The sequence below is a fragment of the Novosphingobium sp. genome (assembly GCF_030699305.1).
Classification (GTDB): domain Bacteria; phylum Pseudomonadota; class Alphaproteobacteria; order Sphingomonadales; family Sphingomonadaceae; genus Novosphingobium.
In genome coordinates, this window is sequence record NZ_JAUYNB010000013.1 from 236,273 (window position 1) to 261,489 (window position 25,217).

Below are 25,217 nucleotides of genomic sequence, written 5' to 3' on the forward strand. Positions count from 1 at the left end.
GCCCCTAGTATCATCTTGCCCCTTAGGCAAGCTTCTCCTTCACTTCGGCCGCGACGTTTGCCGGGACCTCGTCATAGTGAGAGAAGAACATCGAGTAGTTGGCCCGGCCCTGGGTGAACGAGCGCAGCTGGTTCACGTAACCGAACATGTTCGCCAGCGGCACCAGCGCCTCGACGACTTGCGCGTTGCCGCGCGTGTCGGTGCCCTGGATCTGACCGCGACGGCTGTTCATGTCGCCGATGACGTCGCCCAGGTATTCTTCCGGGGAAACGACTTCGACCTTCATGATCGGCTCGAGCAGCTTGATGCCGGACTTCTGCGCCACTTCGCGCATCGCACCGCGACCCGCGATTTCGAACGCCAGCGCCGAGGAGTCGACGTCGTGGTAGGCACCGTCATACAGCAGCACTTCGAAGTCGATGATCGGGAAGCCGATGAGCGAGCCGGTTTCGGCCGTTTCACGGAAGCCCTTTTCAATCGCGGGGATATATTCCTTCGGAATGTTACCACCCTTGATTTCGTCCTTGAAGACGAAGCCCGAACCGCGCTCACCCGGCGTGACCTTGACCTTCACGCGGCCAAACTGACCGGTACCACCCGACTGCTTCTTGTGGGTGTAGTCGATGTCCACCGGCTTGCCGAGGTATTCGCGATACGCCACCTGCGGCGCACCGACGTTGGCCTCGACCTTGAATTCACGGCGCATGCGATCGACGATGATGTCGAGGTGAAGCTCGCCCATCCCCTTGATGATCGTCTGGCCTGATTCATGGTCGGTCGACACGCGGAACGAGGGATCTTCAGCCGACAGGCGGTGCAGTGCCACGCCCATCTTTTCCTGATCGGCCTTGGTCTTGGGTTCCACCGACAGTTCGATCACCGGCTCGGGGAATTCCATGCGTTCCAGCACGATCGGGTAGCGTTCCGAACAGATCGTATCGCCGGTCGTCGTTTCCTTCATGCCCGCAAGCGCGATGATGTCGCCTGCGAAGGCTTCTTCAACGTCCTTACGCTCGTTCGCGTGCATTTCGAGCATGCGGCCGACCTTTTCCTTCTTCCCCTTGACGGAGTTGAGGTAGGTGCCCTTGGTCAGCGTGCCCGAATAGATCCGGATGAACGTCAGCGAGCCCACGAACGGATCGTTCATGACCTTGAACGCCAGCGAGCTGAACGGTGCTTCGTCGGTCGGCGGACGGCTGTCTGCCTCGTCGCTGTCAACCTTGACGCCCTTGACGTCTTCGATGTCCAGCGGCGAGGGCATGAAGTCCACGACCGCGTCGAGCAGCGTCTGCACGCCCTTGTTCTTGAACGCCGAGCCGCACAGCACCGGCACGAAGGCCTGCGCCAGCGTGCCCTTGCGGATCAGGCGCTTGAGTTCGGCGGCGTCGGGAATGTTGCCATCGAGATAGGCTTCCATCGCGTCGTCGTCTTGCTCAACGGCCAGTTCGATCAGCTTTTCGCGGTATTCGGCGGCCTTGTCGGCAAGGTCGGCCGGGATATCGACGTATTCGAACTCTGCGCCGAGGCTTTCATCCTTCCAGATGATGCCGCGTTCGTTGATCAGGTCGACCAGGCCGACGAAGTCGCCTTCGGCGCCGATCGGCAGATACAGGACGGCCGGCTTTGCGCCGAGACGGTCGATGATCGTCTGGACGCAGTAGTAGAAGTTCGCGCCGGTGCGGTCGAGCTTGTTGATGAAGCACATCCGCGGCACGCCGTACTTGTCGGCCTGGCGCCAGACGGTTTCGGACTGGGGCTCAACCCCGGCCACGCCGTCGAACGCGGCCACGGCACCGTCGAGCACGCGCAAGCTGCGTTCGACTTCGATGGTGAAGTCAACGTGGCCGGGGGTGTCGATGATGTTCAGGCGGTGGTCGTTCCAGAAGCAGGTCGTCGCGGCGGACGTGATCGTGATGCCGCGTTCCTGTTCCTGTTCCATCCAGTCCATGGTCGCGGCGCCGTCGTGAACTTCGCCGATCTTGTAGGACTTGCCGGTGTAGTAAAGGATGCGCTCGGTCGTCGTGGTCTTGCCAGCGTCGATGTGCGCCATGATACCGAAATTCCGGTATTTTTCAAGGGGATGGCCGCGTGCCATGGGTATTTCCTTTGAAGAGAGTTTGGGGCCCGAACAGCCCCGCCCTCTGGTTCAGTTTCGTGACAGCCTGAAGACGACTTACCAGCGATAGTGGCTGAACGCACGGTTGGCGTCGGCCATGCGGTGGGTGTCTTCGCGCTTCTTGACCGCGTTGCCGCGGTTGTTGGCGGCGTCCAGCAGTTCAGCCGAGAGGCGCGCGGCCATCGTCGTTTCGCTGCGGTTGCGCGCGGCGGTGATCAGCCAGCGGATCGCCAGCGCCTGGGCGCGTTCCGGACGGACTTCGACCGGGACCTGATAGGTGGCACCACCGACGCGGCGCGAACGCACTTCGATCTGCGGCTTCACGTTGGCCAGCGCATCGTGGAACAGCGCAATCGGGTCCGATTTGGCGCGCGTTTCCATGGTGGCCATGGCACCATAGACGATGCTTTCAGCAACCGACTTCTTGCCGTCCATCATGAGGTTATTCATGAACTTGGACAGAATCTGATCCTTGAACTTCGGATCAGGCAGGATTTCCCGCTTCTCGGGACGACGACGACGTGACATGTCACATATTCCTTTGCATCAACCCGGCCCTGCACTGTGCCCGCTTTCGTCACCCTGAACTTGTTTCAGGGTCCATCCAGCGGTTGGCCTGGCCGTGTGAATTCTTAAACCCGGGCTTGCGGCACCATGGATCCTGAAACGAGTTCAGGATGACCTGATGCCTGCGGCCGTCAGGTCACTTCGGACGCTTGGCGCCGTACTTCGAACGGCTCTGCTTGCGATCCTTGACACCCTGGGTATCGAGCACGCCGCGCAGCACGTGGTAACGCACGCCGGGAAGATCGCGCACACGCCCGCCGCGGATCAGCACGACCGAGTGCTCCTGCAGGTTGTGGCCTTCGCCCGGAATGTACGAAATCACTTCGCGCTGGTTGGTCAGGCGGATCTTCGCGACCTTGCGCAGTGCCGAGTTCGGCTTCTTCGGGGTCGTGGTGTAAACGCGGGTGCAAACGCCGCGCTTCTGCGGGTTCTGCTCCATCGCAGGGACCTTGCTCTTGGCCTTCTGCGGAACGCGACCCTTGCGGATCAGCTGGTTGATAGTAGGCATGAAGTACTCTTCACCTTGGTTGTGGCCGAAGCGGACAGGTGAAGGAATGCGGGTCCCGCGAAATGCGCTTACCGGGGCAAGGCAAAGCCCGCCGCCACACATCACACGAGCCGAAAACGCTCCACCCGGACAACTGGACCGGGTTACTTTGACGGCTTGCCAGGGTTCCCCCGACGCACCGCCAATGTTCAGCTCAACCGGAACGCAGGCAAAGCCCGCCTCCGGAAGTCGCGGCCCCTAGTGTGATTCCAACACAGGGTCAAGCGGAATGGGCCGCTGGGCCGTGACTGCCTACATCGCGCCTTGAGCCTTGCCTTCTATTTAAACCGCTTGCACGCCGCGTGTATTCACTGACAAATAGCACCCGGCATCAGCCACAAGTCGGAGACTTGCGCATGTTGACGATCAGTCAAGGCGTGGTGACATCATTTGAAGGAGAAAAGGCGCTCCAGCGCAGGGAGCGCTTTTCTCGGTGGGTGGCCTCGTTGCAGCCAGTCACAGGCGCACTTGCGCCACATCAGATCAGTCAGGCCCCGGACCTGTTCCTTGATGAGGCAAGGCGCGCGGGAATTGACACGGAACCGCGGCTGTTCGTCTATGCCCTCGCCCGCCTGCTCATACCGGAAATGAATGGGCTGCAATACATGCAAACCATGGACACGGTCTTTGCGCCGCTGGACACCGCGTTGAAAGTAGAGACGATCGTTCAAATCCGGGATCGCCCAAATGGCTAGCGCGCCACTCATGCAAAGTTGCCCGGTCGATGGCGGCTGTCCGCAAGCGCAAAGCGAGTTGCGCGAGATGCAGCAATGGCGGCAGGATGCCGATGTCGCCAATGCGGCCTACGGGCGCCCTCCGCCGCAGACCATTGCCGCCCCCGCCAATCAGATCATTCCACCCAAGCCTATCCCGCCGATGGCGCTGGTCGATGATCCGAAAGAACTGGCCAAGGCCGGCCTGAGGCCAGAAGATCTGAAAATCGAAGGCACCAATTTTGGAGCAGTCGTCTATAAAAGCGGTGAGCCACCAGCCTATACCGTCTCGTTCAGGGGGACGGAGGAATGGTTCGGCAGCGACATGGGCGCAAACAAGGATCAGGCCCTGGGGAAGAACGATACGGCTTACTACAGCCGTGCGCAGGAAATCGCCAGGAAGATGGAAATCCACAACCTCCAGAACGGTTCGCCTTCGCCACCCTCGAAATTTGTCGGTCATTCGCTCGGCGGAGGATTGGCGAGCGCGGCGGCGGTCGCGGTTGATGGCAACGCCACCACGTTCAATGCCGCCGGCCTCCACGCCAACACGATTGCGGCTGGTGGCCGTCCCAACGGCAAAGTCGTGGCGCTCCACGTCAAAGGTGAAGCATTGACGGCACTTCAGGAGAGCACGCCCGCGCCCGACGCTTTCGGCACGCGCAAGATCGGGCTGGACCCCCCGTTCAATCTGACGCGCGACCTGCTGGCGCAAGGCCTGGGTGCTGCCTTGTTGGGCATCAAGGGCATTCTCGCGGCGGAAGCAGTCAGGTCCGGTCTGCTGCACAAGATGGGAAATGTGGTAGACAGTCTGGACGGGGCGCTGGGCACCGCACACGATAACGTCAAAGCGAAATGTGGGGGCTGAAAAGGATATGCACGCACCATGGCCCGATCCTGGCACTTCGGCGTTCTCGCACTCGCGGCCCTGCTGTTGGGGTGCACGGACATGACGCCCGCCCCCCCGGGCTCGTCACCCTTGGCCAACGCCGTGGTCAACCGTGAAGCGGCCATGGCCATGCAACTGCTGGATTCCGGCGCTTCTCCGAACAGCGCGGATGAACGTGGCACCGCAGCCCTGATTCTCGCTGCGGTTACGGATCAGTATCGCCTCGCCAACTTGCTGGTTCAGCGGGGGGCCGACGTCTGGGCTGCCGACAGCATGGGTTATACGGCAGCGATTTACGCCAGCACTTCACGGCTCGATGATGAGAGCGATGAGGGCAAGGCCCGCCTTGTGTTCATTTCAACGATGCGCGCAGCGGGCTATTCGTGGCCTCCGCCGTGGCCCAAGGACGTGCTGGCCATGAAAGACGCAGGTCGTTGGCCGCCGCGCCCCGCGCAATAGCCGCACTTTCAGCCCGGTAGTTCGGCCCGGTAGTTCGGCCAGACTTTCGCTCCAACCGCCGTCAAACCATTTTCCTACACCGCCCACCCTGCGTTAAGTTGATCCTCCAACGGGGAATCCAACAAACCAGGTGGAGTGTGGTTCCTTGCGCGATCCCGACAGTTTTGATGATGAGGGCGAGGTAACAGGCCCTCCCCCAACCCCTCCCGCAAGCGGGAGGGGCGAAATCTGGCCCCCAACCTCGCCCGCCAGTGAGCGGGAAGCGATCTGGTCGCCGGCCTCGTTCGCCAGCGAGAGCGCGGCTGTGGGCTGTGCCTCGCCGCGCCCGTGGAAGCGCACATCGCGCACCGCGTTTGCCGATCTGCCGCCCGAGCCGGACGATCCCTTGCTGGGGTTTGCGCCGTATCTCCACCGGATGCCGCGCCGCAATTCGATCACGCCGGACCGGCAGCGCGAGTTTATCGCGGTGCTGGCGGCGACGGGGATCGTGACGCAGGCGGCGCGGCGGATCGGGGCTTCGCTGGAGGCGCTCTATCGGCTGCGCCATCAGCCGGGGGCCGAGGGCTTTGCCGCCGCGTGGGAGGCCGCGATTGACCGGGGGATCGCGCGGCTGGAGGATTGCGCGCTGGAACGCGCGCTGACGGGCGAGGAACGGCCGGTCGTGCGCGGGGGTGAGGTGGTGGCGACCTGGCGGCGCTATGACACCGCGCTGCTGCTGTTCCTGCTGCGCCAGCGCCGGGCCCAGCGCTGGACCACGACGGCCCCGCACTTTGCAGTGCTGCGGCCGGGCCATCCGGTTTATGAGCGGCTGCGCGCCGAATGGGCGCTGGGCGATGCCGAGGACCAGCAGGCGGTCTATGACAGCATCGACGCGATGATCGACCAGATGCGGCTGAACTCCATCGCGAATGCCGCGTTGCTGGCGGAGGACGATCCGGAGGAGGAGGAGGACGCCTAGAGACTGAACGCGGGCCGCTCGGCCAGCCGGGCGCGCCAGGCGGCGATGTTCGGCCTGCCCTCGGTGGGATCGAACCGCAGGACGCGGGCGAAATCGATTGCCACGGCGGCGGTGATATCGGCCACGCTGAACCCGCTGGCGGCGACATACTCGCGCCCCGCCAGGTGCGTGTCGAACCGGTCGAGGAAATCGAACAAACGGGCGCGGCCGCGTTCGGCGAGCTGCGGGATCTGGGCGTAATTGACCGGGCCGGGCAGCGCGCGGTCCTTCATCGCCGGGGCGGTGTTGCGCATCGCCTCGGCGATGGGGATGAAACAATCGTGCTCAATCCGCGCGTTCCAGCTGGCGATTTCGGCCTTGTCGAGCGGGGTCCGGCCCAGCAGCGGCGGTTCGGGCTTCACCGCTTCGGCCCAAGCCAGGATCGCGGCGTTGTCAGTCAGCGCAGGCGCGCCGTCCTCCACCAGCAGCGCGGGCACGGTGCAGGCCGGATTGACCGCGCGGAAGCCCTCGGCCAGCTGCTCGCCCGCCGCCAGATCGACGATCGCGGTGTCATGGGCGATCCCCTTTTCCGCCAGCACGATCCGTGCACGGCGCGGGCTGGGGGCGCGGAGGTAGTCATAGAGAATCGGCATCGGCATCTCCCGTTTCACCCAGCCTAGCACCATGCGGATCGATTGCGATTGAAGACTGGTTTCCGCTACGGCATCCGCGATTCGTTCATTGACGGTTATGGTATGTTGTAACATACCTAGTGCGTCGCCCCGGTGCGACTCAGGATAAGCAAAGGGCCGTCGGGGCGCCGTCACCAGAACGGAGGGTGCCACCATGGCTTATGTCGATACCCACACTTCCAACCACCGGATTGCCACACTGACCACGGTCGCGCTAATCCACGTCGCGGCGGGGTTTGCGCTGGTCAACGGCCTCGGCGCGAGCTTCATGCCGCAGGCGCGCGAGATCATTCGCACGTTCGATGTCGACCTGCCCAAACCCAAGCCGGTGCCCACGCCGACCGAGCAGCCCGTGGCCGCAGACCCGCGCCCCGCGCCGAACCGGCCCGCGCCGAACCCGGCCGATCCCTTTGCCTTCACCGCCACCGGCCCCGCGCCGACCTTCCCGACCGGCCCGGTCGGCGAGGCCAGCGGCGGCGGCCTGGGCGAGGCGCTGTTCCCCACGCCAGCGCCCACTCCCGCCCCTGGCATCGCCCCGCGCGCAGCCCGGCCAAAGGGCAACCCCGCGCTGTGGGTATCGACCAGCGATTACCCCAGCGCCGGGATACGCGGCGAACTGGAAGGGCTGGTCAAAGTGCGCCTGACCATCGGCGCGGATGGCAAGCCCGGCGACTGCACCGTCACCGCCTCAAGCGGCCATGACGTGCTGGATGACGCAACCTGCGCCAAACTGCTGCGCCGCGCCCGGTTCGATCCGGCCAGCGACCAGACCGGCGCGAAAGTGGCGGGCACATGGACTACGGCGGTGCGCTGGGACATCCCGGACTAAGCCGGGGCTGCGGGATAGGCGCGGGCGCGCCTGCGCCTATCCCAGCGGCATCACGCGGGTCAGGAATTCGATCACTGCGCTGTTGAATTCATCGTTCTTGTCGCCCGCCACCATGTGGCCAGCGCCGCTGATATCGGCGATTTCGAGCGCGGGGATGCGGCGTTTCAGGTCATCGACGCCGTCTTCGGTAACGATGTCGGACTTCATCCCGCGCACCAGCAGGGTCGGCACCCGGTCGGTCCAGTCGGCAGCGTCCATCAGGTTGAGCAGGGCGTGCGGATCGCGCCGGAAATCGTCCATCATGCGCGGATCCCAGTGCCAGTGCAGACGGCCATCGTCGCCAAGGCGCAGGTTCTTGTTGAGGCCCGACACGTCCTTGGGCCGGGGGCGTTCGGGGTAATAGGCGGCGACGGCATCGGCCGCCTCGTCCAGATTGGCGAAGCCTTCCGGATTGGCGGACATGAACGCGCGGATGCGGCCGACGCCCTCCTCGCTCATCTTCGGGACGATATCGACCAGCACGATTGCCGCCGGTTCCAGCCCGTGCGAGGCCGCGACGAGCGAGGTCACCCCGCCCAGCGACGCCCCGACCAGCGCAAACGGGCGCGAGCCGACCGCCGCAACCTGCGCCAGGTCCTCCGCCCGCAGATCGATGTTGTAATCGCCGTCGGGCGACCAGTCGCTGTCGCCGTGGCCGCGCAGGTCATAGTTGATGGCGAAATAGCCGGCCTGCGCCAGCTGCTGTTCGGCCTTGTCCCAGCTGTGCCGGGTCTGCCCGCCGCCATGGCCGAGGATTACAGTCGGCGCGCCGCGCGGACCGGCGATGTCAGCGGCGATGGACAGGCCTTCGCCAATCGGAATGCGGATCGTTTCAGGTTTCATGTTGCAACCGGGATGCCCCGGCCGCGCGGCCCGGTCAATCACCGATTTAGCCGCGCGGTTAAATTGGGCAGAGGCCCCTCACGCCAACAGTTCGAAGTCCTGCTTCTCGCTGCCGCAATCGGGGCAATACCATTCGTCGTCGATGTCCTCGAACCGGGTGCCCGGTGCGATGCCCTCGTCCGGCAAGCCCAGCGCCTCGTCATAGATGTACCCGCAGTTGCGGCAGCGCCACTGGCGGAAACCTTCGGCCATGGCCCGTCCCTCCCCCTTAGCTCAGTTCGCGGTGAAGCGGATCGGCACGTGCTTTGGCCCGCACACGAAGTTGGAAATTGTGCGTTCGCCCTTGCCCGCCAGTTCGACCGTTTCCAGCCGCTTGAACAGTTCCTCCCACAGGATCCGCATTTCCATCCGCGCGAGGTGCTGACCGAGGCAGACATGGACGCCGTAGCCGAACGCGATCTGCGGGTTGTTTTCGCGGTCGATCCGGAACTCGAACGGGTCAGCCCAGACGGTTTCGTCGCGGTTGGCGGATTGATAGGACAGCATCAGCCAGTCGCCCGCCTTGATCTGCTGCCCGCCGATTTCGCAGTCCGCCACGCAGCTGCGCATGAAGTGCTTCACCGGCACTTCCCAGCGAATCGATTCCTCGACAAAGGCATTGATCAGCGCCGGGTCGGCCTTCATCTGCGCCAGCATTTCCGGCTTTTCGGCCAGCGCCCACATGGCCCCTGCGGTGGTGTTCGAGGTGGTGTCGTGGCCAGCCGTGGCGGCGATGATGTAATAGCCCATCATCTGCCGGTGGTTGAGGTATTCGCCGTCGATCTTCGCGTTGGCGATCAGGCTGTTGATGTGGTCGGTGGGGTTCGCGCGGAACTTTTCCGTGACGGCGGCGAAATAGCGCTCCAGCTCCATCGTGGTTTCCCACAAGGACTTGAGCATATCCTCCGGCGACAGTTCGGCGCGCGCGCGGTTGAGTTCCGGGTCGGCGTTGTTGAACAGTTCCTGCGTCAGCTTCAGCATGAACGGCTCGTCCTCCTGCGGCACGCCCAGCACGGTCATGATGACCCGCAGCGGATAGAGGAATGCAACGTCGGCGGCGAAATCGCATTCCCCGTCAAAGCTGAGCATGTGGTCCACGAATTCGCGGGCAATGCTGCGGATCTGCTCTTCCAGCGGCTTGATCGCGCGCGGGGTGATATGCGGAAACACGATCCCGCGCAGATCCTTGTGCTCCTTGCCGTCGACCGACACCAGGCTGCGGATCAGGTTCGGTTCCCCCCCGGTCAGCATCTGGACGCGCGCGTTGCCTTCGATATTGGTCAGGAACGTGGACTTGTCACCGTTATGGAAGAAGTCCGACTGACGTTCGATTTCCTTGATGTCGGCATGGCGCGTGACGACCCAGAACGGCTCAAACCCGTCGAGCTGCGCCTTCACCAGCGGCGCGGTCGCACGAATGGTGCGGAACGCTTCGTCAACCACCTCACGGTTTGAATAGGCCTTGGGATCGATGATGGTCTGGGCGAGTTCGTTCGGCAGTGCCATGGGTTAAGCGTCCTCTGCTGGATCGGCGGCTGATGCGCCGGTTGTGCGAGGATGATATTTTAGAGTTAGTATACGGTCAACAACTAAGTTATAGTTGCAATGCTGCCCGTCCTGGGGATTAACAACATCGATGGATATGCCCGTGCGTGAACCCCCTGCCCCCGATGCTACCGCCCCCAAGCGGCGCACCCAGGCGGAGCGCAGCGCGCAATCCGAACACCGCCTGCTGGATGCCGCCGCGCAGATCATCGCGACCGAAGGCTATCTGGCCGCCACGCTGGAACGGGTGGGGACCAGCGCGGGCTTCAGCCGGGGGCTGGCCAGCCGCAAATACGGATCGAAGGACGGACTGATCGAAGCGGTGATCTGGCGCGTATCGGCCCATGTCCACGAACAGGCCGATTGCGCCGTGGCCGGGATCGACTGCCCGCTGGAACAGGTGCTGGCGCTGGCTGACCGGTTTGTCGAACTGGTCCAGCGCGATATCTCGGTGCGGGCCTATTTCGTGCTGTTCAGCGCGATGATCGCCAACCGGCTGGAAACCCGGCCCGTGTTCGATGAAGTGCAGATCCGTTTTGGCGAACGACTGGCAGCGCTGATCGTGGCGGCGCAGGGCGCGGGCAAAGTCCCCGCCACCCTGCCCGCAGAGCACGCCGCGTTCATGCTCGGCTGTTTGCTGGCCGGGGTGGCGATCGAAACCACCATGGGTTTCGACCGCCTGACCGATCCTGCGGCGGTCCGGACAGACCTGACCGCGATGTTGCGGCGGGCTTTGGGGGGTTAACCCCCAAACGCGACCCGCAGCCGGAGATAGGCCGACCGCCCCGCCCCCGGCAGCCGCGCACCCAGCGGGACGTCGCCAAGGCCGTTGCGGTTATAGCCGGACAGATGCTCCACATAGTGCCGGTCGAACAGGTTCTCGACGCCGGCATCGATCCGCACCCCGTCGCGCGGCAGGACATGGCCGTGCAGGCTGGCGGTGACATAGCCCGTGCTGCGCTGTTCGCTGTTGGCAGCCGACACGCGGTCCTGCGCGGCGACGGCTTCGCCTTCCAGCGACAGCCCCCAGCGCGCGGCATCCCAGCCCAGCGCCAGCCGCACTGCGGCCGGGGCGATCCGGTAGAGCGAATCCGCGATGTCCACCCGCCGTCCGCGCACCCAGCTGGCCACGCCGTCCAGCCGCAGCGGTCCGGCCAGTTTCGCCCCGAACGCCACGTCCGCGCCCCACAGCTCGGCCGCGACATTGGCAAACCGCAGCGGGGTGGGATCGCCGCTGGCGGCCGCGACCATTTCCACCGGGGTGTTGATTACCCCCGGCGTGGCATCATACGGCACGCCCTGGATATAGTCGTTGATCCGCCGCCAGAACAGCGCCGGCCGGGCATAGGCGGTGCCGCTTTGCCAATCGAGCCCAGCCTCGACCAGCCAGGCCCGTTCCGGCTTGAGCTGGGTATCGCCGACATAGATGTTGCCATCTGCCAGCCCGCCGCTGGCCTCGGTCGGCAACCAGCTGAACCGCTCGACCAGGCTGGGCACGCGGGTCTTGTGCGCCAGTGTGAAGCGCGGCGTCAGCGCGCCCAGATCGGCCCAGATCCGCAGTGCGCCGTCCACCGTGGTGCCGGTCCACTGCCGGTCGGCCGCCGCGAAGGCGAGCGCCAGATTGGTCGGCCCCATCGGCACGCCGGTGCCCACCCGCGGCGCATCGGTCGCGGCCATATGCGCATCGACGCGCACCCCCGCTTCGATTTCCACCGGGCCAAATCCGCTGCGCAGTTCGGCATAGCCGCCGACCCGGCTGGAGCGCGCCTTGTCGAGCGGATGGATCGAGAATGTCGGCATGTTCGGGTTGTAGATCTGGAACTGCTTGTCGATGTGCTCGTAATCCGCGCCCAGCCGGACATGGCGGGTCGGCGTGCCGATCTCCAGCGCCAGCCCGGTCGCCAGCGTGCGCGCGGTGGTATCGGACTGGCGCGTGGCGCTCAGCGCGGGCGCGGGGCGCAGGCTGTAATTGTTCATCCGGTGATCGACCCCGGCATAGTGCGCATGAACGTCCAGCTTCACATTGTCGGCCAGTTCGCCCTTGAACCCCGCCCGCAGGAAATCGGTATGAAAATAGACGATATCCATTGCAAACGGCGGGTTGCCGGAGGCACCGGTTTCCTGCCGCCGGTATTCCAGGCTGAGTTCGCCCGGCCCGGTCCGCAGTCCCGCCTGCACGCCGTAAACCGCCCGGTCGTACGATGTGCCGCCAATCCGCCGTCCGCCGGGGAAGCGCGTGTCATCGCCGCGCTCGTGCGAGGCGATCACCCCCAGCCGCAGCGTATCGTTGGCAACGCCCACCAGGCCGCCCACGGCAAAGCTGTCATCGACCGAGCGATACTGCGCGGTCACATCGACTTGCGGGGCAAGGCCGCCCGCCGAACCGAACCGCACTTCCTTCAGCGCCACGTTCACGCCGCCAGCCAGCGCAGGCCCGTCGCGCACCGGGGAAATCCCGCGCGCCAGCTCCATCCGGTCGACCAGCACCATCGGCGCATAGTGCATCGCCGGGTCCATCGCGTTGGGACCGCCGGTGGCGAACTGCTGGCCGTTGATCCGCAGCAGCACGCGCTCGCCAAACAGGCCGCGCAGCTGGACCTGTCCGGACAGCACGCCGTTTTCAACCAGCGCAGCGCCCGGCAGGCGGGCAATGAATGCGGCGGCATCGGGCGCGGTGGCGGGCTCGCTGTCGCGGGCCAGCGCGGCATCGGTCGGCGTGGTAGTCAGGCGCGGAGCGGTGACGACAATCGTCTGGGCATCGGCAGAATCGGCTTCATCGGCCAGCGCGGGTGCGGCAGCAGCCAGCGCGGCAAGGCACGCGGACGCGCGCAGCAGGGTATGGAATTGCATGAAACGGGTATCCTGTAATCGCATGAACATGCGCCCGCGCGCGGCACTGGGCCGGGCAGGCGACGGGGGAGTTCAGGCGATGGCAGGCGGTCCGGTCTGGGGCGGCGGCGGGGCGGCAAGACCCCGGCCGACGGAAATTTCCAGCGGCATTCGCGCAGGTGCGACCCTGTCTGACAGCGGCATCGGCAGATCGGCGGCGTGCGGCAGATCGGCAAGGCCCGCCAGCGCGGTGAAGGCGCAGGGGGCTTGCTTGCCCTCATGCGGATCGGGCGTGTCATCGCCCAGCGGGATCGTGACGAAGACCTGCCCGCCGCTGGCATCGCTGCACAGCGCGACGGTGAGTTCACCGCCCTGCTGCTCCACCATCCAGCCGCCTGGCACCGCCACGCGCAGCGCCAGCACCGCCGCCAGCAGCAGCGCTGCGGCGAAGCGATGGTGGTGCAGGAAGGCGCGCCAGAACGTCATGCCCGCGCCCCTACGCCTGCCGGGTTTCGCTGTCACCCCCAATGTCATTGCCGCCGCCAGATAACGCCGATAGGCTGCGCGCAACATTCGTTCAGCCGGAGATTGCCCTTATGCTTCGCCCCGCCCTCGCTCTTGCCGCCCTGTTGTCCGGAACCAGCGCGCTGGCCGCGCCGACTTATATCCACGCGGGCCGGTTGATCGCGGTGCCGGGCCAGACCCCGCGCGGGGCGACGACGATCGTGGTCGATGAGGGCAAGATCGTGGCGGTGCAGGATGGCTATACCCCCGCCCCGGCCGGCGCGGACACGATCGACCTGAAAAGCCGGACCGTGCTGCCCGGCCTGATCGACAGCCACACGCACCTGTCATCCGACCGCGCGGGCAACGAGGGGATCACCGCGATGGTGACCGACAGCCTGCCGCTCAACGCCCACGAAACCTACTGGAACGGGATGAAGACGCTGCGTGCGGGGTTTACCACGGTGCGCAACCTGGGCGACGATGATGGCAAGGTGCTGGCGCTGAAGGAAGCATCGCGGCGCGGCTGGGTGCTGGCCCCGCGGATCGTGGATGCGGGCGAATCGATTTCCACCAGCGGCGGGCACATGGATGGCCGGGTCGGTCTGGCGGACGATGTCCACGCCCTGATCGGAACCGAAAACCTGTGCGATGGCGCGGACGATTGCCGCCGCGCGGTGCGCCGCCAGATCGGGCGCGGGGCGGACGTGATCAAGTTTGCCAGCACTGGCGGGGTCAATTCCGGCACGGGCCTGGCCACCCGGATGTTCGAGGATGAGGCCCGCGCGCTGGTCGATACCGCCCACGCCTATGGCCGCAAGGTGGCAGTTCATGCCCACGGCGCGGAAGGAATCAAGCTGGCGGTGCGGGTCGGCGCGGATTCGATCGAGCACGGGACGATGATCGACGACGAGATCGTCAAGCTGATGAAGGAACACAAAACCTTCTACGTCCCCACGCTCAGCACCGTGAACGGCTATCTGGAACGGCTTGCCGCCAATCCCAACGCCTATCCGCCCGCGATCAAGGCGCAGATCGACTGGCGCATCGGCGTAACCGGCAAGTCGCTGGCCAAGGCCTTTCCGGCGGGCGTGCGGATCGCCTATGGCACCGACGCGGGCGTATCCAAGCATGGCCGCAACGCCGATGAGTTTGAATTGCTGGTAAAGTTCGGGATGCCCCCGGTCGAAGCGATCAAGGCCGCCACCATCAACGCCGCCGAACTGCTGGGCGTGGACAAGGAAACCGGCACGATCGAGGTTGGCAAGGCGGCCGACATCATCGCGGTCGATGGCGATCCGCTGAGCGACGTCAAAGTGCTCAAAGCGATGAAGTTCGTGATGGCGCGCGGCACCGTGGTGGTCGCGCCATAAGCGGATAGCAGACATGAAAACGGCCGGGACTGGCCCGGCCGTTGTCAGTTGGTCCACGCAGCCTTGCGGCCACGCCGGGGTCAGATCGCCCTAGGGCGAGGTGAACCCTGCCGCCGCCTTTTCAAGGTCACGCACCTGGCGCGCCTCGGCGGTTTCGGCAGCGCGGGCGGCCATGGCCTCCCACGCTTCGGCTGAGCGCAGAGCGCGCTCACGGACATTGTCGAGCGAGCAGACTGCCGCCTCGGCCCGGGCTTCACCAGCGCGAGCAAGATAAAACTCCTGCGTTGCCATGTTTCAGCCTTTCCGGGAACCGATGGGCAGAACTGCGCGCGTCAGATCAGGCAGCCGAACGCAGGTTCGTTGCGCTCATCTTGCCACGGCGATCTTCGGTCAGTTCATACGTGATGCGCTGATCCTTATCGAGCGTGTGGAGACCGGCGGCCTGCACTGCGCTGATGTGGACGAAGGCATCATTGTTGCCATTGTCGGGCTGGATAAAACCAAAACCCTTGTCCTGGTTGAAGAACTTCACGGTGCCGGTGACGGCTGTATTGTCGGACATAAACTCTATTCCTTGCGTCGCGAACCCGAACGCCGGGTCGCTGGGCCATAAGTAGCAAAGGCTGGAAAGAGGAGCGTCTCGGCACCAAAAACCGTCAGTGGCAACCGATAGCGCGATCCTATTGGGCGCTTTTGCGCCAAATAGCAAACACCATCTTGGCAATGGCGCAAATCAGCCGTTCGTGAGGAATGCGACGAGCGCTTTGACCTTTTTCTGGCGCCACTGCGGCAGCGGCGCGACCAGCCAGTAGGCCCGGCGGCAGGGCTCCGATTCGGGCAGGTCGCCGATCCGCCCCTGCGCCTGCCAGCTCTGCGCCAGCAGCGCAGGCACCCGCGCGCGGCCCATCCCTGCGGTGGCGGCGGCAAAAGCCTGTCCGGCATCACCGACGGTCAAGGGCGCATCCGCCCCGGCACCACCCGGCTGCGCATCGCCCGGCCAGCCGATCCAGTCACCCGCGCCCACGATGACGCGCGCCGCTGCGCCCAGTTGCACGCCTTCCAGCTCACCCGGCCCTTCGGCCCAGCGCACCGCCAGATCGAGGTTCGCCTCGGTAAAATCGGCATCCTCGCCGTCGATCAGGCTATAGCGCACTTCCGGGTTGGCAGCCCGGAACGCCGCCAGACGTGGAGCGAGCCAGGCCGCAAAGAAATCGCGCGGCGCGGCGATGGTGTAGACATGGCTCGATTGCCCGGCCTGCATCGCCTGGACCGCATCTTCGAAATGCAGGAACCCGGTGCGCAGTGCTTCCAGCCCGGCGCTGGCTTCCTCGGTCAGTTCCAGCCCCTTGGGCGTGCGGCGGAACAGCACCACGCCAAGCACGTCTTCAAGCGCGCGGATCTGCTGGCCGACGGCGGCCGGCGTTACCGCCAGCTCATCCGCCGCGCGGGTAAACGACAAATGCCGCGCGGCTGCATCGAACACGCGCAAGGCGTTCAGGGGCAAGTGCGTGCGCTTCATGGCCCTTCCCTATGGTGCGTGATGCAGCGGGGCAATGGGGTTTTCACGACCCCGCCTGAAAGGAAAATTACTCCGCGCGCGGTTCAACCCGCTGTTGCGGGCGCCGCCAGCGCAAAGAACGGGATCGCCGCTTCGAACAGCGAGCCATCCACGCGGCGGAAGGTGTAATGGCCTTCCATGCTGCCGTGCGGCGTCGTCAGCGGGCAACCGGATACGTAATCGTGGCTGGCCCCCGGCTGAAGCAGCGGGGATTCGCCGACCACCCCTTCACCTTCGACATGGTTCACCAGCCCGCGCCCGTCGGTGATCCGCCAGTGGCGGGTCAGCAACTGCACCGGCTGATCCGATCCGTTCTCGATCCGGATGTGATAGACCCAGAACCACTTGCCCGATTCAATCCGCGATTGATCCGGCAGAAAATTTACCGCGACCCGCACGGTGATGCCATCGGTCATGGCCGCATGTTGGAACAGTTCCTTCATGCGCCCAAGTTAGCGATTGGATCGCGGGCGGGCAATGGGGCGTGATGGCAAAACGCGCGCCGCCTGCCCCGCCTTGCACGGATGGCTCCTCGATTGCTTATTGCGACTTATTCGCATTAGCGATAGGATGCAGCCGCACTTACGGAGAATCGCCATGGAACCAGCCGCCCGCCCCCGCACCGACGCCCCTGCAACCGTTCTGCCCTTTGCCCTGCCCGACGATGCGATGCAGCGCATGGTGCTGGTGGCAGTGCGGCGGATGGCAGCACACGGCATCCGCGATGCCCACGCGGCGATGCTGTTCCTCAACACGTTCGGCGCAGGCTTTCGCCAGCCGCTGGTGCTGCTGCGCGCGTTCGTGGTGGAACTGGCGGGTGCAGCGCGGCGCAAGATCCTGCTCGCCCCGTGCTGCGCACTGCGCATGACGCAGGACGAGGCGCGGATCGTCGGCGTGCTGGCGGCGGCGGCCAGTTCCCCGGCCTGCGCGGCGCGGCACTTGCGCGAGCTGGCGGGCGGCGGCTGCATCGGCCATCCGCTGTCCACCGCGGCAGCGTTCAACGACGCAGCGGCAAATCTGGGACGGCCGCTGGTGATCTAAGTGATGGAATTACCCTATCCACTGCCCGACATCCCGGACTTGATCCGGGGTGTCGGTAAAGGCAGGCTTAAAGCCCTGCTTTGGTCAGCGCCTGATCCAGATCCTCGATCAGATCCTGCGGATCTTCCAGTCCCACGTTCAGCCGCAGCATCCCGTCGGTCACGCCCATTTCGGCGCGGGCCTCAGGGCTGACCGAATAGTGTGTGGTCGAAGCGTTGTGACATAGCAGCGAGCGCGAATCGCCGATGTTGTTGGAAATGTCGATCAGCGCCAGCCCGTCGAGCAGCGCAAACGCCTGTTCGCGGCTTTCCACTTCGAACGAGAAGATCGAGCCGCAGGCATCCATCTGCTTTGACGCCAGTTCATACTGGGGATGGCTGGGCAGGCCCGGATGGTTGATCTTGGGCACGCGGGCTTCCAGGAACTGCCCAACCAGCAGCGCATTCTCGCTCTGCCTTCTGACCCGCAGGTCCAGCGTTTCCAGCCCCTTCAGCACGACCCAGGCATTGAATGGCGACAGGTTCGGACCCGTGTTGCGCTGAAACGGCAGCAGCGTGTTGTTGATGAAATCGGCCGTGCCGGTGACCGCCCCGGCCAACACGCGGCCCTGCCCGTCCATCAGCTTGGTTGCGGAATAGGCCACCACGTCCGCGCCGAACTCGATCGGGCGTTGCAGGGCCGATGTGCAGAACGCGTTGTCGACCACCGTGGTGATCCCGCGCGACCGCGCCAGATCGCAGACGAATTGCAGATCGACGATATCCATCGTCGGGTTGGCGGGGGTTTCAAAGAAGAACACCTTGGTGTTGGGCCGGATCGCGGCTTCCCACTGGGCGTTGTCGCGCGCGTCGATGGTGGTCGATTCGATCCCGAAACGCGGGAACAGCTGGTCGACCAGCCAGCGGCACGACCCGAACGCAGCGCGCGCGGCAACCACGTGGTCGCCCTGCGAAAGCTGGCACAGCAGCGCGGTGGTCATCGCCGCCATGCCGGTGGCCTGCACCCGGCACGCCTCGGCCCCGTCCATCAGCGCGATCCGTTCTTCCAGCATCGCCACGGTCGGGTTCTGAAGGCGCGAATAGGTCATCCCGTCCGCCTCGCCCGCAAAGCGCGCGGCCACGGTCGCGGCGCTGTCGAACGAGAAGCCGGAGGTCATGAAAATCGCCTCGCTCGTCTCGCCCTGCTCGCTGCGCCAGGTGCCCGCGCGCACGGCCTGCGTTGCGGGGCGCCAGGTGCGGGTGATCGAACGGTCGGTTCCGGTGGTGCGTTTCATAGTGGTTTGGGCTTTAGGCGGGGGCTTGGCGGCGGGCAAGGGGCAGACACCACCCTTTCGCCTCAACCCCGTCATCCTGAACGCGTTTCAGGATCCATCGGGCAGGCCTGCGCGGACCCCACCGGCGGCAGCACGGCGGCACCGGGCGCGCCAGAGCGGCCCCAATTGCGCCAACCGGGGGATGGATGCTGAAACAAGTTCAGCATGACGATGCTGGATGGACCCGGCGCTGCTCCCACCAGCCCCACCCCTCCTTACCCCGTCATCCTGAACTCGTTTCAGGATCCATCGGGCAGGCCCGCGCGGACCCCACCGGCGGCAGCACGGCGGCACCGGGCGCGCCAGAGCGGCCCCAATTGCGCCAACCGGGGGATGGATGCTGAAACAAGTTCAACATGACACAAGTGGGAGGGATTTGAACCCGGCCGAACCCATTGCGCTCCTTGTCCGCACGCATTAACCCCGCGTCCATGGGCCGCAGTCTGACCGCCGAACGGGATCCCGCCGACTGGAGCGCGGTCATCGCCGTGTTCTTCCTCGCGCTGGTGTGGTGGCGGCTGGGCATCCCGTCACAGATCTACTTCGATGAGGTCCATTACACCGCCGCCGCGCGCCATGTGCTGGCGGACACGCGGTTCAATCCGGAACACCCGATGCTGGGCAAGACCGTGCTGGCCGGCGCGATCGCGTGGCTGGGCGATAAGCCTCTGTACTGGCGCGCGCCATCCGCGCTGGCGGGCGCGCTGGGGCTGTTCGCGTTTGCGCGGCTGATGTGGTTCGCCACCCAGCGCCGCGCGGTGACGCTGGCCGCGCAGTTCCTGCTGGCCACCAATTTCCTGTGGTTCGTGCAAAGCCGGATCGCGATGCTCGACATGATGATGGCGATGCTGGCGATGGTCGGCCTTTGGCTCTGCGCCAGCGCGCTGCGCCGCCCCGGCAGCGCGCGGTGGCGGCTGGCGGGCGGAGGCATCGCGCTGGGGCTGGCGCTGGGCGCGAAGTGGAGCGTCGCACCGCTGCTGGTGGTGCCGGGGCTGGTGTTCGCTGCGGCCAAGCTGAAGGATACCGGCCTGCGGTTCGGATGGGCGCGCGGCGGCGGGGCGGTTCCGGGCATCTCCTTGCCCGAAGCCGCGCTGTGGCTGGGACTGGTCCCGCTGCTGGTCTATTGGCTGACCTTCTGGCCCGCGTTCCACTGGACCAGCCAGCCGGTCAATCCGTTCGATCCGGTCGGCTGGCACAACTACATGCTGCAATTGCAGGACAGCGTGGTGAAGCCGCACCCCTATCGCAGCGACTGGTGGCAATGGATCATCAACGCCCGCGCGATCTGGTATCTGTATGAGGTGGTGGACGGCGTGCAGCGCGGGATCGTGCTGATCGGCAATCCCTTTACCATGCTGGCGGGCCTGCCCGCGCTGGGCTGGTGCCTGTGGGCGGGGCTGCGGCAGGGGCGGCGTGATGCGCTGGCGTTCGCGCTGCTCTATCTGGTCAGCCTGGGGTTCTGGGCGGTGTCGGGCAAGCCAGTGCAGTTCTATTACCACTACCTGCTGCCCGCCACGTTCCTGATGGCCTGTCTGGCGCTGGCGCTGGAAGACCTGTGGGCGCGCGCGGACCGCTGGCGCTGGCTCGCCCCGGCGACATTGGTGCTGAGCGCGGCGCTGTTCGCGTGGTTCTATCCGATCATCTCGGCCGCGCCGCTGACGGGCGGGAAGATGAGTTACGAACAGTGGATGTGGCTGCCCGGCTGGCGCTGAACGCAAACGTCCCCATATTGCGAGGCGAACAGGAGGATTTCGCAATATGACTACCCCCGCAGCTCCGCTGACCTTTTCGCGCGGCCCGGCGATGGCCAACCGGATGATGCTGGCCCCGCTGACCAATCTGCAAAGCCAGCCCGACGGCACCCTGTCGGACGATGAAATCAACTGGCTGACGCTGCGCGCAAACGGCGGCATGGGGCTGGTGATGACCGCCGCCGCGCACGTCCAGCGCCAGGGCCAGGGCTTTCCCGGCCAGCTCGGCATCTGGTCCGACGATCACCTGCCGCGCCTGACGCAGCTGGCCGGGGCGATCCGCGCAGGCGGCGCGCTGTCATCGGTGCAGCTGCACCACGCAGGGATCCGCTCGCCCAAGGACCTGATCGGCGAAGCGCCGCAGGGTCCGTTCGCGGATGCCGAAACCGGATCGCGGGCGCTGACCACGGCCGAGGTTGAGCAACTGCGCAGCGATTTCATCGCCGCCGCCGTCCGGGCCGAGCGCGCCGGGTTTGACGGGGTCGAACTCCACGGCGCGCATGGTTACATCCTCGCGCAGTTCCTCGATGCCGAGAACAACCAGCGCACCGATGGCTATGGCGGCAGCTTCGAGAACCGCAAACGGATCATCCTGGAGGTAATCGACGGCATCCGCGCCGCGACCCGGCCCGATTTCCAGCTGGGCCTGCGCCTGTCACCCGAACGGTTCGGCATCCGCATCGCCGAGGCGCTGGAACTTGCGCAGGAAGTGATGACCGGCGGCCAGCTCGATTACCTCGACATGTCGCTGTGGGATTGCTTCAAGACCCCCGAAGACGCAGCGTTCGCAAGCCAGCCGCTGATCAACCACTTCACCGCGCTGGAGCGCGGCGCCACCCGGCTGGGCGTGGCGGGCAAGATCATGAGCACGGCCAAAGTGCAGGCCTGCCTCGATGCCGGGGCCGACTTCGTGCTGATCGGCCGGGGCGCGATCCTGCACCACGATTTCGCGGCGCGCGTGGTGGCTGACCCCGCGTTCGCCAGCACGCCCACGCCCGTCACCCGCGCGCATCTGGAAGCCGAAGGGCTGGGCGCGGCGTTCGTGGATTACATGGCGACGTGGAAGGGCTTCGTCGAAGGGTAGGCGATCAGGCCCTTCCCCGCCGGGGAGGGGCCGTCCGGCTCAATACTTGCCCCAGACGAACTTGTTCGACAGCGCAAAGTTCCAGACCGAACCCAGGATGATCCCCGCGACAACCGCGACGACATCATTGATCCCCATCGATTTCAGCGCGGCGGCGGAACCGATGTTGGTCAGCAGGCCCAGCGAGCAGGTCAGCGCAAACTGCGCCCAGCCCTTCAGCACCGGACCCAGCCCGCGCAGGCGCTGATCGGAATAGGTCAACTCGTTGTTCAGCACGAAGTTGAAGGTCATCGCGATCACCGCGGCCACCGTATTGGCGACGTTGAAGGTCGTGCTTTCGGACCAGTTGCCGTAAACGAACCGTTCCCCGAAAACGAGGTGGAGCATCACCCACAGCACGCCCAGCTGCACGAACACACCCAGCGCGCCGACCGTGCCGAACAGCGCGAACCGCGTCGGGATGATCCGGCCCAGCCACTTGTCATAAAGGCCAATCAGGAACTCGAACACCACGGTCCGGTCAAGCTTGCTTTCGCCGTCGGCGCGGGCAGCGAAATTCATCGGCAATTCCTTGATCCGCAGCGGCGCATCGACCGTGGCGAGAATATCGAGCAGGATCTTGAAGCCCACACCCGACAGGCGGTGCGCATCGGCGCGCAGCACTTCGGCGCGCAGCATGAAGTATCCGCTCATCGGGTCGGACAGTTCGACGCCGGTCACCTTGTTGGCGATGCGGTTGGCGAGGTTGGAGGCCTTGACCCGGTCGGGCCGGCCCCACTGCTCGGTACTCGACCCTTCGGCAAAGCGGCTGGCATAGGACAAGTCATGCTCCCCGCTTTCGATCGCGGCCAGCATCAGCGGCAACAGGGCCGGATCGTGCTGATGGTCAGCGTCCATCACCGCCACAACCGGCGCGGCCGTGGCGCACATCCCCTCGATCGCGGCGGAGGACAGGCCGCGCCGCCCGATCCGCTGGATCACCCGCACGCGCGGATCGTCCTGCGCGATCAGGCGCGCTTCATCAGCGGTGCCATCGGGGCTGTTGTCATCGACGACGATCACTTCCCAGGTGACACCGGCCAGCGCCGCATCCAGCCGCTCGACCATACCGCGCAGGTTCTTGCGCTCGTTGAACGTGGGAAGGACGACGCCGAGCCGCAGGGTCATGGTTACAGTCTTTCCAGAACCGCGTCGCCGATGGCGGCGGTGCCGTAACTGCCGCCCAGATCGCCGCCCTTGATCCCGTCGGCCAGCGCGCGGGCCACAGCCGCTTCGATCCGCGCCGCGGGCGCTTCAAGGCCAAAGCTGTGGCGCAGCATCATCGCGGCGGACAGGATCGTCGCCATCGGATTGGCCAGCCCCTTGCCAGCAATATCGGGCGCGCTGCCGTGGATCGGCTCATACAGCCCGCACGTGCCCTCGGCGAGGCTGGCCGAGGCCAGCAAACCAATCGAACCGACGCACATGCTGGCCTGATCCGACAGGATATCGCCAAACAGGTTGCCGGTGACGATCACGTCAAACTGGCCGGGGTTCTTGACCAGCTGCATCGCCGCGTTGTCGACATACATGTGGGTCAGCTCGACGTCGGGATAGTCCGCCGAAACCTCGATCACCACGTCGCGCCACAGCTGCGAGGTTTCCAGCACGTTGGCCTTGTCGACCGAGCACAGGCGGCCTTTACGGCCCTGCGCAGCCTTGAACCCGACATGGGCGATCCGGCGCACTTCGTCTTCGGCATAGGACATCATGTCCCAGCCCTGGCGGCGGCCGTCGGGCAGGGTGCGGATGCCCTTTTCGCCGAAATAGACATCGCCGTTCAGCTCGCGCACGATCAGCAGGTCGATTGCGCGGGCGACTTCGGGGCGCAGGCTGGTCAGGCCTTCCAGACCCTTGAACACGGTCGCGGGGCGCAAGTTGGCGAAGAAGCCCAGTTCCTTGCGCAGGCCCAGGATCGCCTGTTCGGGGCGCAGCGCGCGTTCCAGATGGTCGCAGTCAAAATCGCCGACCGCGCCGAACAGGATCGCGTCCGAGGCGCGGGCAATGGCGATGGTTTCGGGCGGCAGCGGATGGCCGGTTGCCTTGTAGGCGACGCCGCCAACCAGCCCCTCGGTCAGCTCCAGCCCCGGCAGGTCCAGCGCGTGCAGCACGCGCATCGCTTCACGGGTAACTTCGGGACCGATGCCGTCTCCGGCAAAAACCGCAATCTTCATGGGAATTCCAAGGCTAGCTGATCCGGGCCAGCCGCTCTCGCAGCATGGCGCGCGCTCCCATAACACCGCCGTGCCGTTCGGCAAGCGCATAGCGTTCGATCAGCGGTCCCAGCGTGTCGAATCCGGCCAGTTGCGCTGGCCAATCGGCATCGCCCGGCGGGCGCGGGGTGGCGCCATAGCCCAGCTCGCGCAGCACCAGCCCTTCAAATGCGATCAGCCCCGGCAGCCACCCGCGCGCCGAGGGGGCATGGCACGCCGCATCAAGCAGCGCCGACAAGGCCGCGTGGAGCGCGGGAAACGGCTGGCGTTCGGGCAGCGCGCTGGCGGTGAGTGCGCAGGCCCAGGTGATCGCGGCGGCGGGCAGCGGTTCGTTCAGCCACGGCCCCCGGCTGGCGACCAATTCCAGCCGCGCGAACGGGAGCTGGCTGTCCGAGCGGGCACGCAGCTCCGCGTCGACCACGTTGCCGGGGATCAGCACGGGCCGCAAGTTGCGCCCCCGCCCGCCCGCGACATAGCCCGCGACCAGCCCGTACTCAGCCGTCAGCAGCCGCGCGATCGCGGCGGTTTCGCCGTGGGCGCGGACGGCACAGACAAGGGCTTGAGCGCGCAAGTGCATGGGCGCGGTGTGGCGGGTTTTTGCCGGTTACTCAACCACTTGGAAGGCTAGGCCGTTACGCCGCATCAGCCCGATGAAATTTCACTCCGAGCAATAGGGGAGACGAACTTAGATAACTACTTGGCATCGCAAGGGAAAGCTCGGATTAGCGCTACCGCTGCGAGCGGACCAGCATCGTGGTGTCTACTCTCAGGATGATCAGACAAAAACTTCGACACGACATCTATTTTATGGCCGAGCGTTGCTCGCTCCGAATTACACATCATTTTCCTGCCGCCGGAGACTTCCGCAATACCAGTAATTGTGCCTGAAACACCCTGAATAAATGCAGCGCAGGCCAGCCAGCCGCGCGATAGTGCTCCCTCGCCGCAAGATTCGAGTAACCCATTACCGGTCAGAAAATAGTCGGTTCGAAATTGCTCACCGCGATCAGATTCTTTCAACGGCTGAGGATATGGCCGATCTGGGACCGGGCGCTCAGGTCGCGCGGCTGGGACCAGTTCCTGCCCCTGTTGAAGGATTGCTCCATAATCTAAAGGCTGATCAGCCTCGCGCCTTTTTGTATCGCAAGTGACTGACCGACCAGAAAGATCACAATGAGTGGTGCTATTTGAAGACTGAGCAGCCGCCACTCCATGAACGGCCAATCCTACGATTCCTAGAACGCCATAAAAGTTACGTTTATTGCGACGCATCGTGACGCCCATACTCGCACCTCTCA

General features: G+C 65.3%; 28 protein-coding genes. 10 read left to right on the top strand and 18 right to left on the bottom strand.

What is annotated here, in order from left to right; all coding sequences use genetic code 11:
- Positions 1-22: 22 nt before the first annotated feature.
- The 3 genes from fusA to rpsL all read right to left on the bottom strand — a co-directional run bounded on the left by fusA (position 23) and on the right by rpsL (position 3,191).
- Positions 23-2,095: an elongation factor G gene (gene fusA / locus Q8Q53_RS07380; RefSeq protein ID WP_305701112.1), complete on the bottom strand. Its 2,073-nt coding sequence runs from the start codon at positions 2,093-2,095 to the stop codon at positions 23-25.
- Positions 2,096-2,173: 78 nt separating this feature from the next.
- A complete protein-coding gene (gene rpsG / locus Q8Q53_RS07385) occupies positions 2,174-2,644 on the bottom strand; it encodes a 30S ribosomal protein S7 (RefSeq protein WP_305701113.1) in 471 nt (156 codons plus the stop codon).
- A gap of 175 nt (positions 2,645-2,819) precedes the next feature.
- A complete protein-coding gene (gene rpsL / locus Q8Q53_RS07390; RefSeq protein ID WP_124809405.1) occupies positions 2,820-3,191 on the bottom strand; it encodes a 30S ribosomal protein S12 in 372 nt (123 codons plus the stop codon).
- A gap of 395 nt (positions 3,192-3,586) precedes the next feature.
- Here rpsL and Q8Q53_RS07395 point away from each other — a divergent pair, with 395 nt between their 5' ends.
- From Q8Q53_RS07395 to Q8Q53_RS07410, 4 genes are all read left to right on the top strand, one after another.
- Positions 3,587-3,925, top strand: coding sequence for a hypothetical protein (locus Q8Q53_RS07395; RefSeq protein ID WP_305701114.1), 339 nt, complete (start codon positions 3,587-3,589; stop codon positions 3,923-3,925).
- Positions 3,918-4,811 (top strand): hypothetical protein, encoded by an 894-nt coding sequence (locus Q8Q53_RS07400; protein ID WP_305701115.1) that lies wholly within the window; start codon positions 3,918-3,920, stop codon positions 4,809-4,811. The genes Q8Q53_RS07395 and Q8Q53_RS07400 overlap by 8 nt, the downstream gene beginning before the upstream one ends.
- A gap of 18 nt (positions 4,812-4,829) precedes the next feature.
- A complete protein-coding gene (locus tag Q8Q53_RS07405) occupies positions 4,830-5,291 on the top strand; it encodes an ankyrin repeat domain-containing protein (protein WP_371136529.1) in 462 nt (153 codons plus the stop codon).
- A gap of 304 nt (positions 5,292-5,595) precedes the next feature.
- On the top strand, positions 5,596-6,249 hold the full coding sequence (locus tag Q8Q53_RS07410; protein ID WP_305701117.1) for a hypothetical protein: 654 nt from the start codon (positions 5,596-5,598) through the stop codon (positions 6,247-6,249).
- Here the strand turns inward: Q8Q53_RS07410 and Q8Q53_RS07415 are convergent.
- Entirely contained in the window at positions 6,246-6,881 is a 636-nt protein-coding gene (locus tag Q8Q53_RS07415) for a glutathione S-transferase family protein (RefSeq protein WP_305701118.1), read from the bottom strand. The genes Q8Q53_RS07410 and Q8Q53_RS07415 overlap by 4 nt on opposite strands.
- 193 nt (positions 6,882-7,074) lie before the next feature.
- Here Q8Q53_RS07415 and Q8Q53_RS07420 point away from each other — a divergent pair, with 193 nt between their 5' ends.
- On the top strand, positions 7,075-7,749 hold the full coding sequence (locus Q8Q53_RS07420) for an energy transducer TonB (RefSeq protein WP_305701119.1): 675 nt from the start codon (positions 7,075-7,077) through the stop codon (positions 7,747-7,749).
- Between the two features lie 36 nt (positions 7,750-7,785).
- On the opposite strand, the gene Q8Q53_RS07425 is transcribed toward Q8Q53_RS07420, so the two are convergent.
- The 3 genes from Q8Q53_RS07425 to Q8Q53_RS07435 form a co-directional block, all read right to left on the bottom strand.
- Entirely contained in the window at positions 7,786-8,631 is an 846-nt protein-coding gene (locus Q8Q53_RS07425; RefSeq protein WP_305701120.1) for an alpha/beta fold hydrolase, read from the bottom strand.
- 78 nt (positions 8,632-8,709) lie between these two features.
- On the bottom strand, positions 8,710-8,883 hold the full coding sequence (locus Q8Q53_RS07430) for a rubredoxin (protein ID WP_305701121.1): 174 nt from the start codon (positions 8,881-8,883) through the stop codon (positions 8,710-8,712).
- A gap of 21 nt (positions 8,884-8,904) precedes the next feature.
- The gene (locus tag Q8Q53_RS07435; RefSeq protein WP_305701122.1) at positions 8,905-10,176 is read right to left on the bottom strand and encodes a cytochrome P450; all 1,272 of its coding nucleotides are present in this window, start codon (positions 10,174-10,176) and stop codon (positions 8,905-8,907) included.
- 142 nt (positions 10,177-10,318) lie between these two features.
- Here Q8Q53_RS07435 and Q8Q53_RS07440 point away from each other — a divergent pair, with 142 nt between their 5' ends.
- Positions 10,319-10,960: a TetR/AcrR family transcriptional regulator gene (locus tag Q8Q53_RS07440; RefSeq protein WP_305701123.1), complete on the top strand. Its 642-nt coding sequence runs from the start codon at positions 10,319-10,321 to the stop codon at positions 10,958-10,960.
- Here the strand turns inward: Q8Q53_RS07440 and Q8Q53_RS07445 are convergent.
- Positions 10,957-13,065 carry a TonB-dependent receptor gene (locus Q8Q53_RS07445; RefSeq protein ID WP_305701124.1) on the bottom strand — a complete coding sequence of 703 codons (2,109 nt, stop codon included), beginning with the start codon at positions 13,063-13,065 and terminating at the stop codon, positions 10,957-10,959. The two genes, Q8Q53_RS07440 and Q8Q53_RS07445, sit on opposite strands and share 4 nt — an antisense overlap.
- Before the next feature lie 72 nt (positions 13,066-13,137).
- Positions 13,138-13,530: a hypothetical protein gene (locus Q8Q53_RS07450; RefSeq protein ID WP_305701125.1), complete on the bottom strand. Its 393-nt coding sequence runs from the start codon at positions 13,528-13,530 to the stop codon at positions 13,138-13,140.
- Positions 13,531-13,640: 110 nt separating this feature from the next.
- On the opposite strand from Q8Q53_RS07450, the gene Q8Q53_RS07455 reads away from it, so the two are divergent.
- Positions 13,641-14,921, top strand: coding sequence for an amidohydrolase family protein (locus Q8Q53_RS07455; protein ID WP_305701126.1), 1,281 nt, complete (start codon positions 13,641-13,643; stop codon positions 14,919-14,921).
- A gap of 90 nt (positions 14,922-15,011) precedes the next feature.
- Here Q8Q53_RS07455 and Q8Q53_RS07460 read toward each other — a convergent pair whose 3' ends face one another.
- The 4 genes from Q8Q53_RS07460 to apaG form a co-directional block, all read right to left on the bottom strand.
- Complete coding sequence (locus tag Q8Q53_RS07460; protein WP_305701127.1) at positions 15,012-15,212, bottom strand: hypothetical protein; 201 nt, start codon at positions 15,210-15,212, stop codon at positions 15,012-15,014.
- 46 nt (positions 15,213-15,258) lie between these two features.
- Complete coding sequence (locus tag Q8Q53_RS07465; RefSeq protein WP_305701128.1) at positions 15,259-15,483, bottom strand: cold-shock protein; 225 nt, start codon at positions 15,481-15,483, stop codon at positions 15,259-15,261.
- Between the two features lie 171 nt (positions 15,484-15,654).
- Positions 15,655-16,440, bottom strand: a complete 786-nt coding sequence (locus Q8Q53_RS07470) for a LysR family transcriptional regulator (protein ID WP_305701129.1) — start codon at positions 16,438-16,440, stop codon at positions 15,655-15,657.
- 83 nt (positions 16,441-16,523) lie between these two features.
- On the bottom strand, positions 16,524-16,922 hold the full coding sequence (apaG, locus tag Q8Q53_RS07475) for a Co2+/Mg2+ efflux protein ApaG (RefSeq protein ID WP_305701130.1): 399 nt from the start codon (positions 16,920-16,922) through the stop codon (positions 16,524-16,526).
- Between the two features lie 154 nt (positions 16,923-17,076).
- Here apaG and Q8Q53_RS07480 point away from each other — a divergent pair, with 154 nt between their 5' ends.
- Positions 17,077-17,520: a DUF6628 family protein gene (locus Q8Q53_RS07480; RefSeq protein ID WP_305701131.1), complete on the top strand. Its 444-nt coding sequence runs from the start codon at positions 17,077-17,079 to the stop codon at positions 17,518-17,520.
- Positions 17,521-17,587: 67 nt separating this feature from the next.
- Here Q8Q53_RS07480 and Q8Q53_RS07485 read toward each other — a convergent pair whose 3' ends face one another.
- Positions 17,588-18,793, bottom strand: coding sequence for a PLP-dependent aspartate aminotransferase family protein (locus tag Q8Q53_RS07485; RefSeq protein WP_305701132.1), 1,206 nt, complete (start codon positions 18,791-18,793; stop codon positions 17,588-17,590).
- Between the two features lie 470 nt (positions 18,794-19,263).
- Here Q8Q53_RS07485 and Q8Q53_RS07490 point away from each other — a divergent pair, with 470 nt between their 5' ends.
- Both Q8Q53_RS07490 and Q8Q53_RS07495 read left to right on the top strand, forming a co-directional pair.
- Positions 19,264-20,544 carry a phospholipid carrier-dependent glycosyltransferase gene (locus Q8Q53_RS07490; protein WP_305701133.1) on the top strand — a complete coding sequence of 427 codons (1,281 nt, stop codon included), beginning with the start codon at positions 19,264-19,266 and terminating at the stop codon, positions 20,542-20,544.
- A 46-nt stretch (positions 20,545-20,590) separates the two neighbouring features.
- Positions 20,591-21,667 carry an NADH:flavin oxidoreductase gene (locus tag Q8Q53_RS07495; protein ID WP_305701134.1) on the top strand — a complete coding sequence of 359 codons (1,077 nt, stop codon included), beginning with the start codon at positions 20,591-20,593 and terminating at the stop codon, positions 21,665-21,667.
- Positions 21,668-21,706: 39 nt separating this feature from the next.
- On the opposite strand, the gene Q8Q53_RS07500 is transcribed toward Q8Q53_RS07495, so the two are convergent.
- From Q8Q53_RS07500 to Q8Q53_RS07515, 4 genes are all read right to left on the bottom strand, one after another.
- Positions 21,707-22,834 (bottom strand): glycosyltransferase family 2 protein, encoded by a 1,128-nt coding sequence (locus tag Q8Q53_RS07500; protein ID WP_305701135.1) that lies wholly within the window; start codon positions 22,832-22,834, stop codon positions 21,707-21,709.
- A 2-nt stretch (positions 22,835-22,836) separates the two neighbouring features.
- Positions 22,837-23,880, bottom strand: coding sequence for a 3-isopropylmalate dehydrogenase (gene leuB / locus Q8Q53_RS07505; RefSeq protein WP_305701136.1), 1,044 nt, complete (start codon positions 23,878-23,880; stop codon positions 22,837-22,839).
- Between the two features lie 13 nt (positions 23,881-23,893).
- Positions 23,894-24,496, bottom strand: a complete 603-nt coding sequence (locus Q8Q53_RS07510; RefSeq protein ID WP_305701137.1) for a DNA repair protein RecO — start codon at positions 24,494-24,496, stop codon at positions 23,894-23,896.
- Positions 24,497-24,612: 116 nt separating this feature from the next.
- Positions 24,613-25,203, bottom strand: coding sequence for a Rap1a/Tai family immunity protein (locus Q8Q53_RS07515; RefSeq protein ID WP_305701138.1), 591 nt, complete (start codon positions 25,201-25,203; stop codon positions 24,613-24,615).
- Between the last annotated feature and the right edge of the window lie 14 nt (positions 25,204-25,217).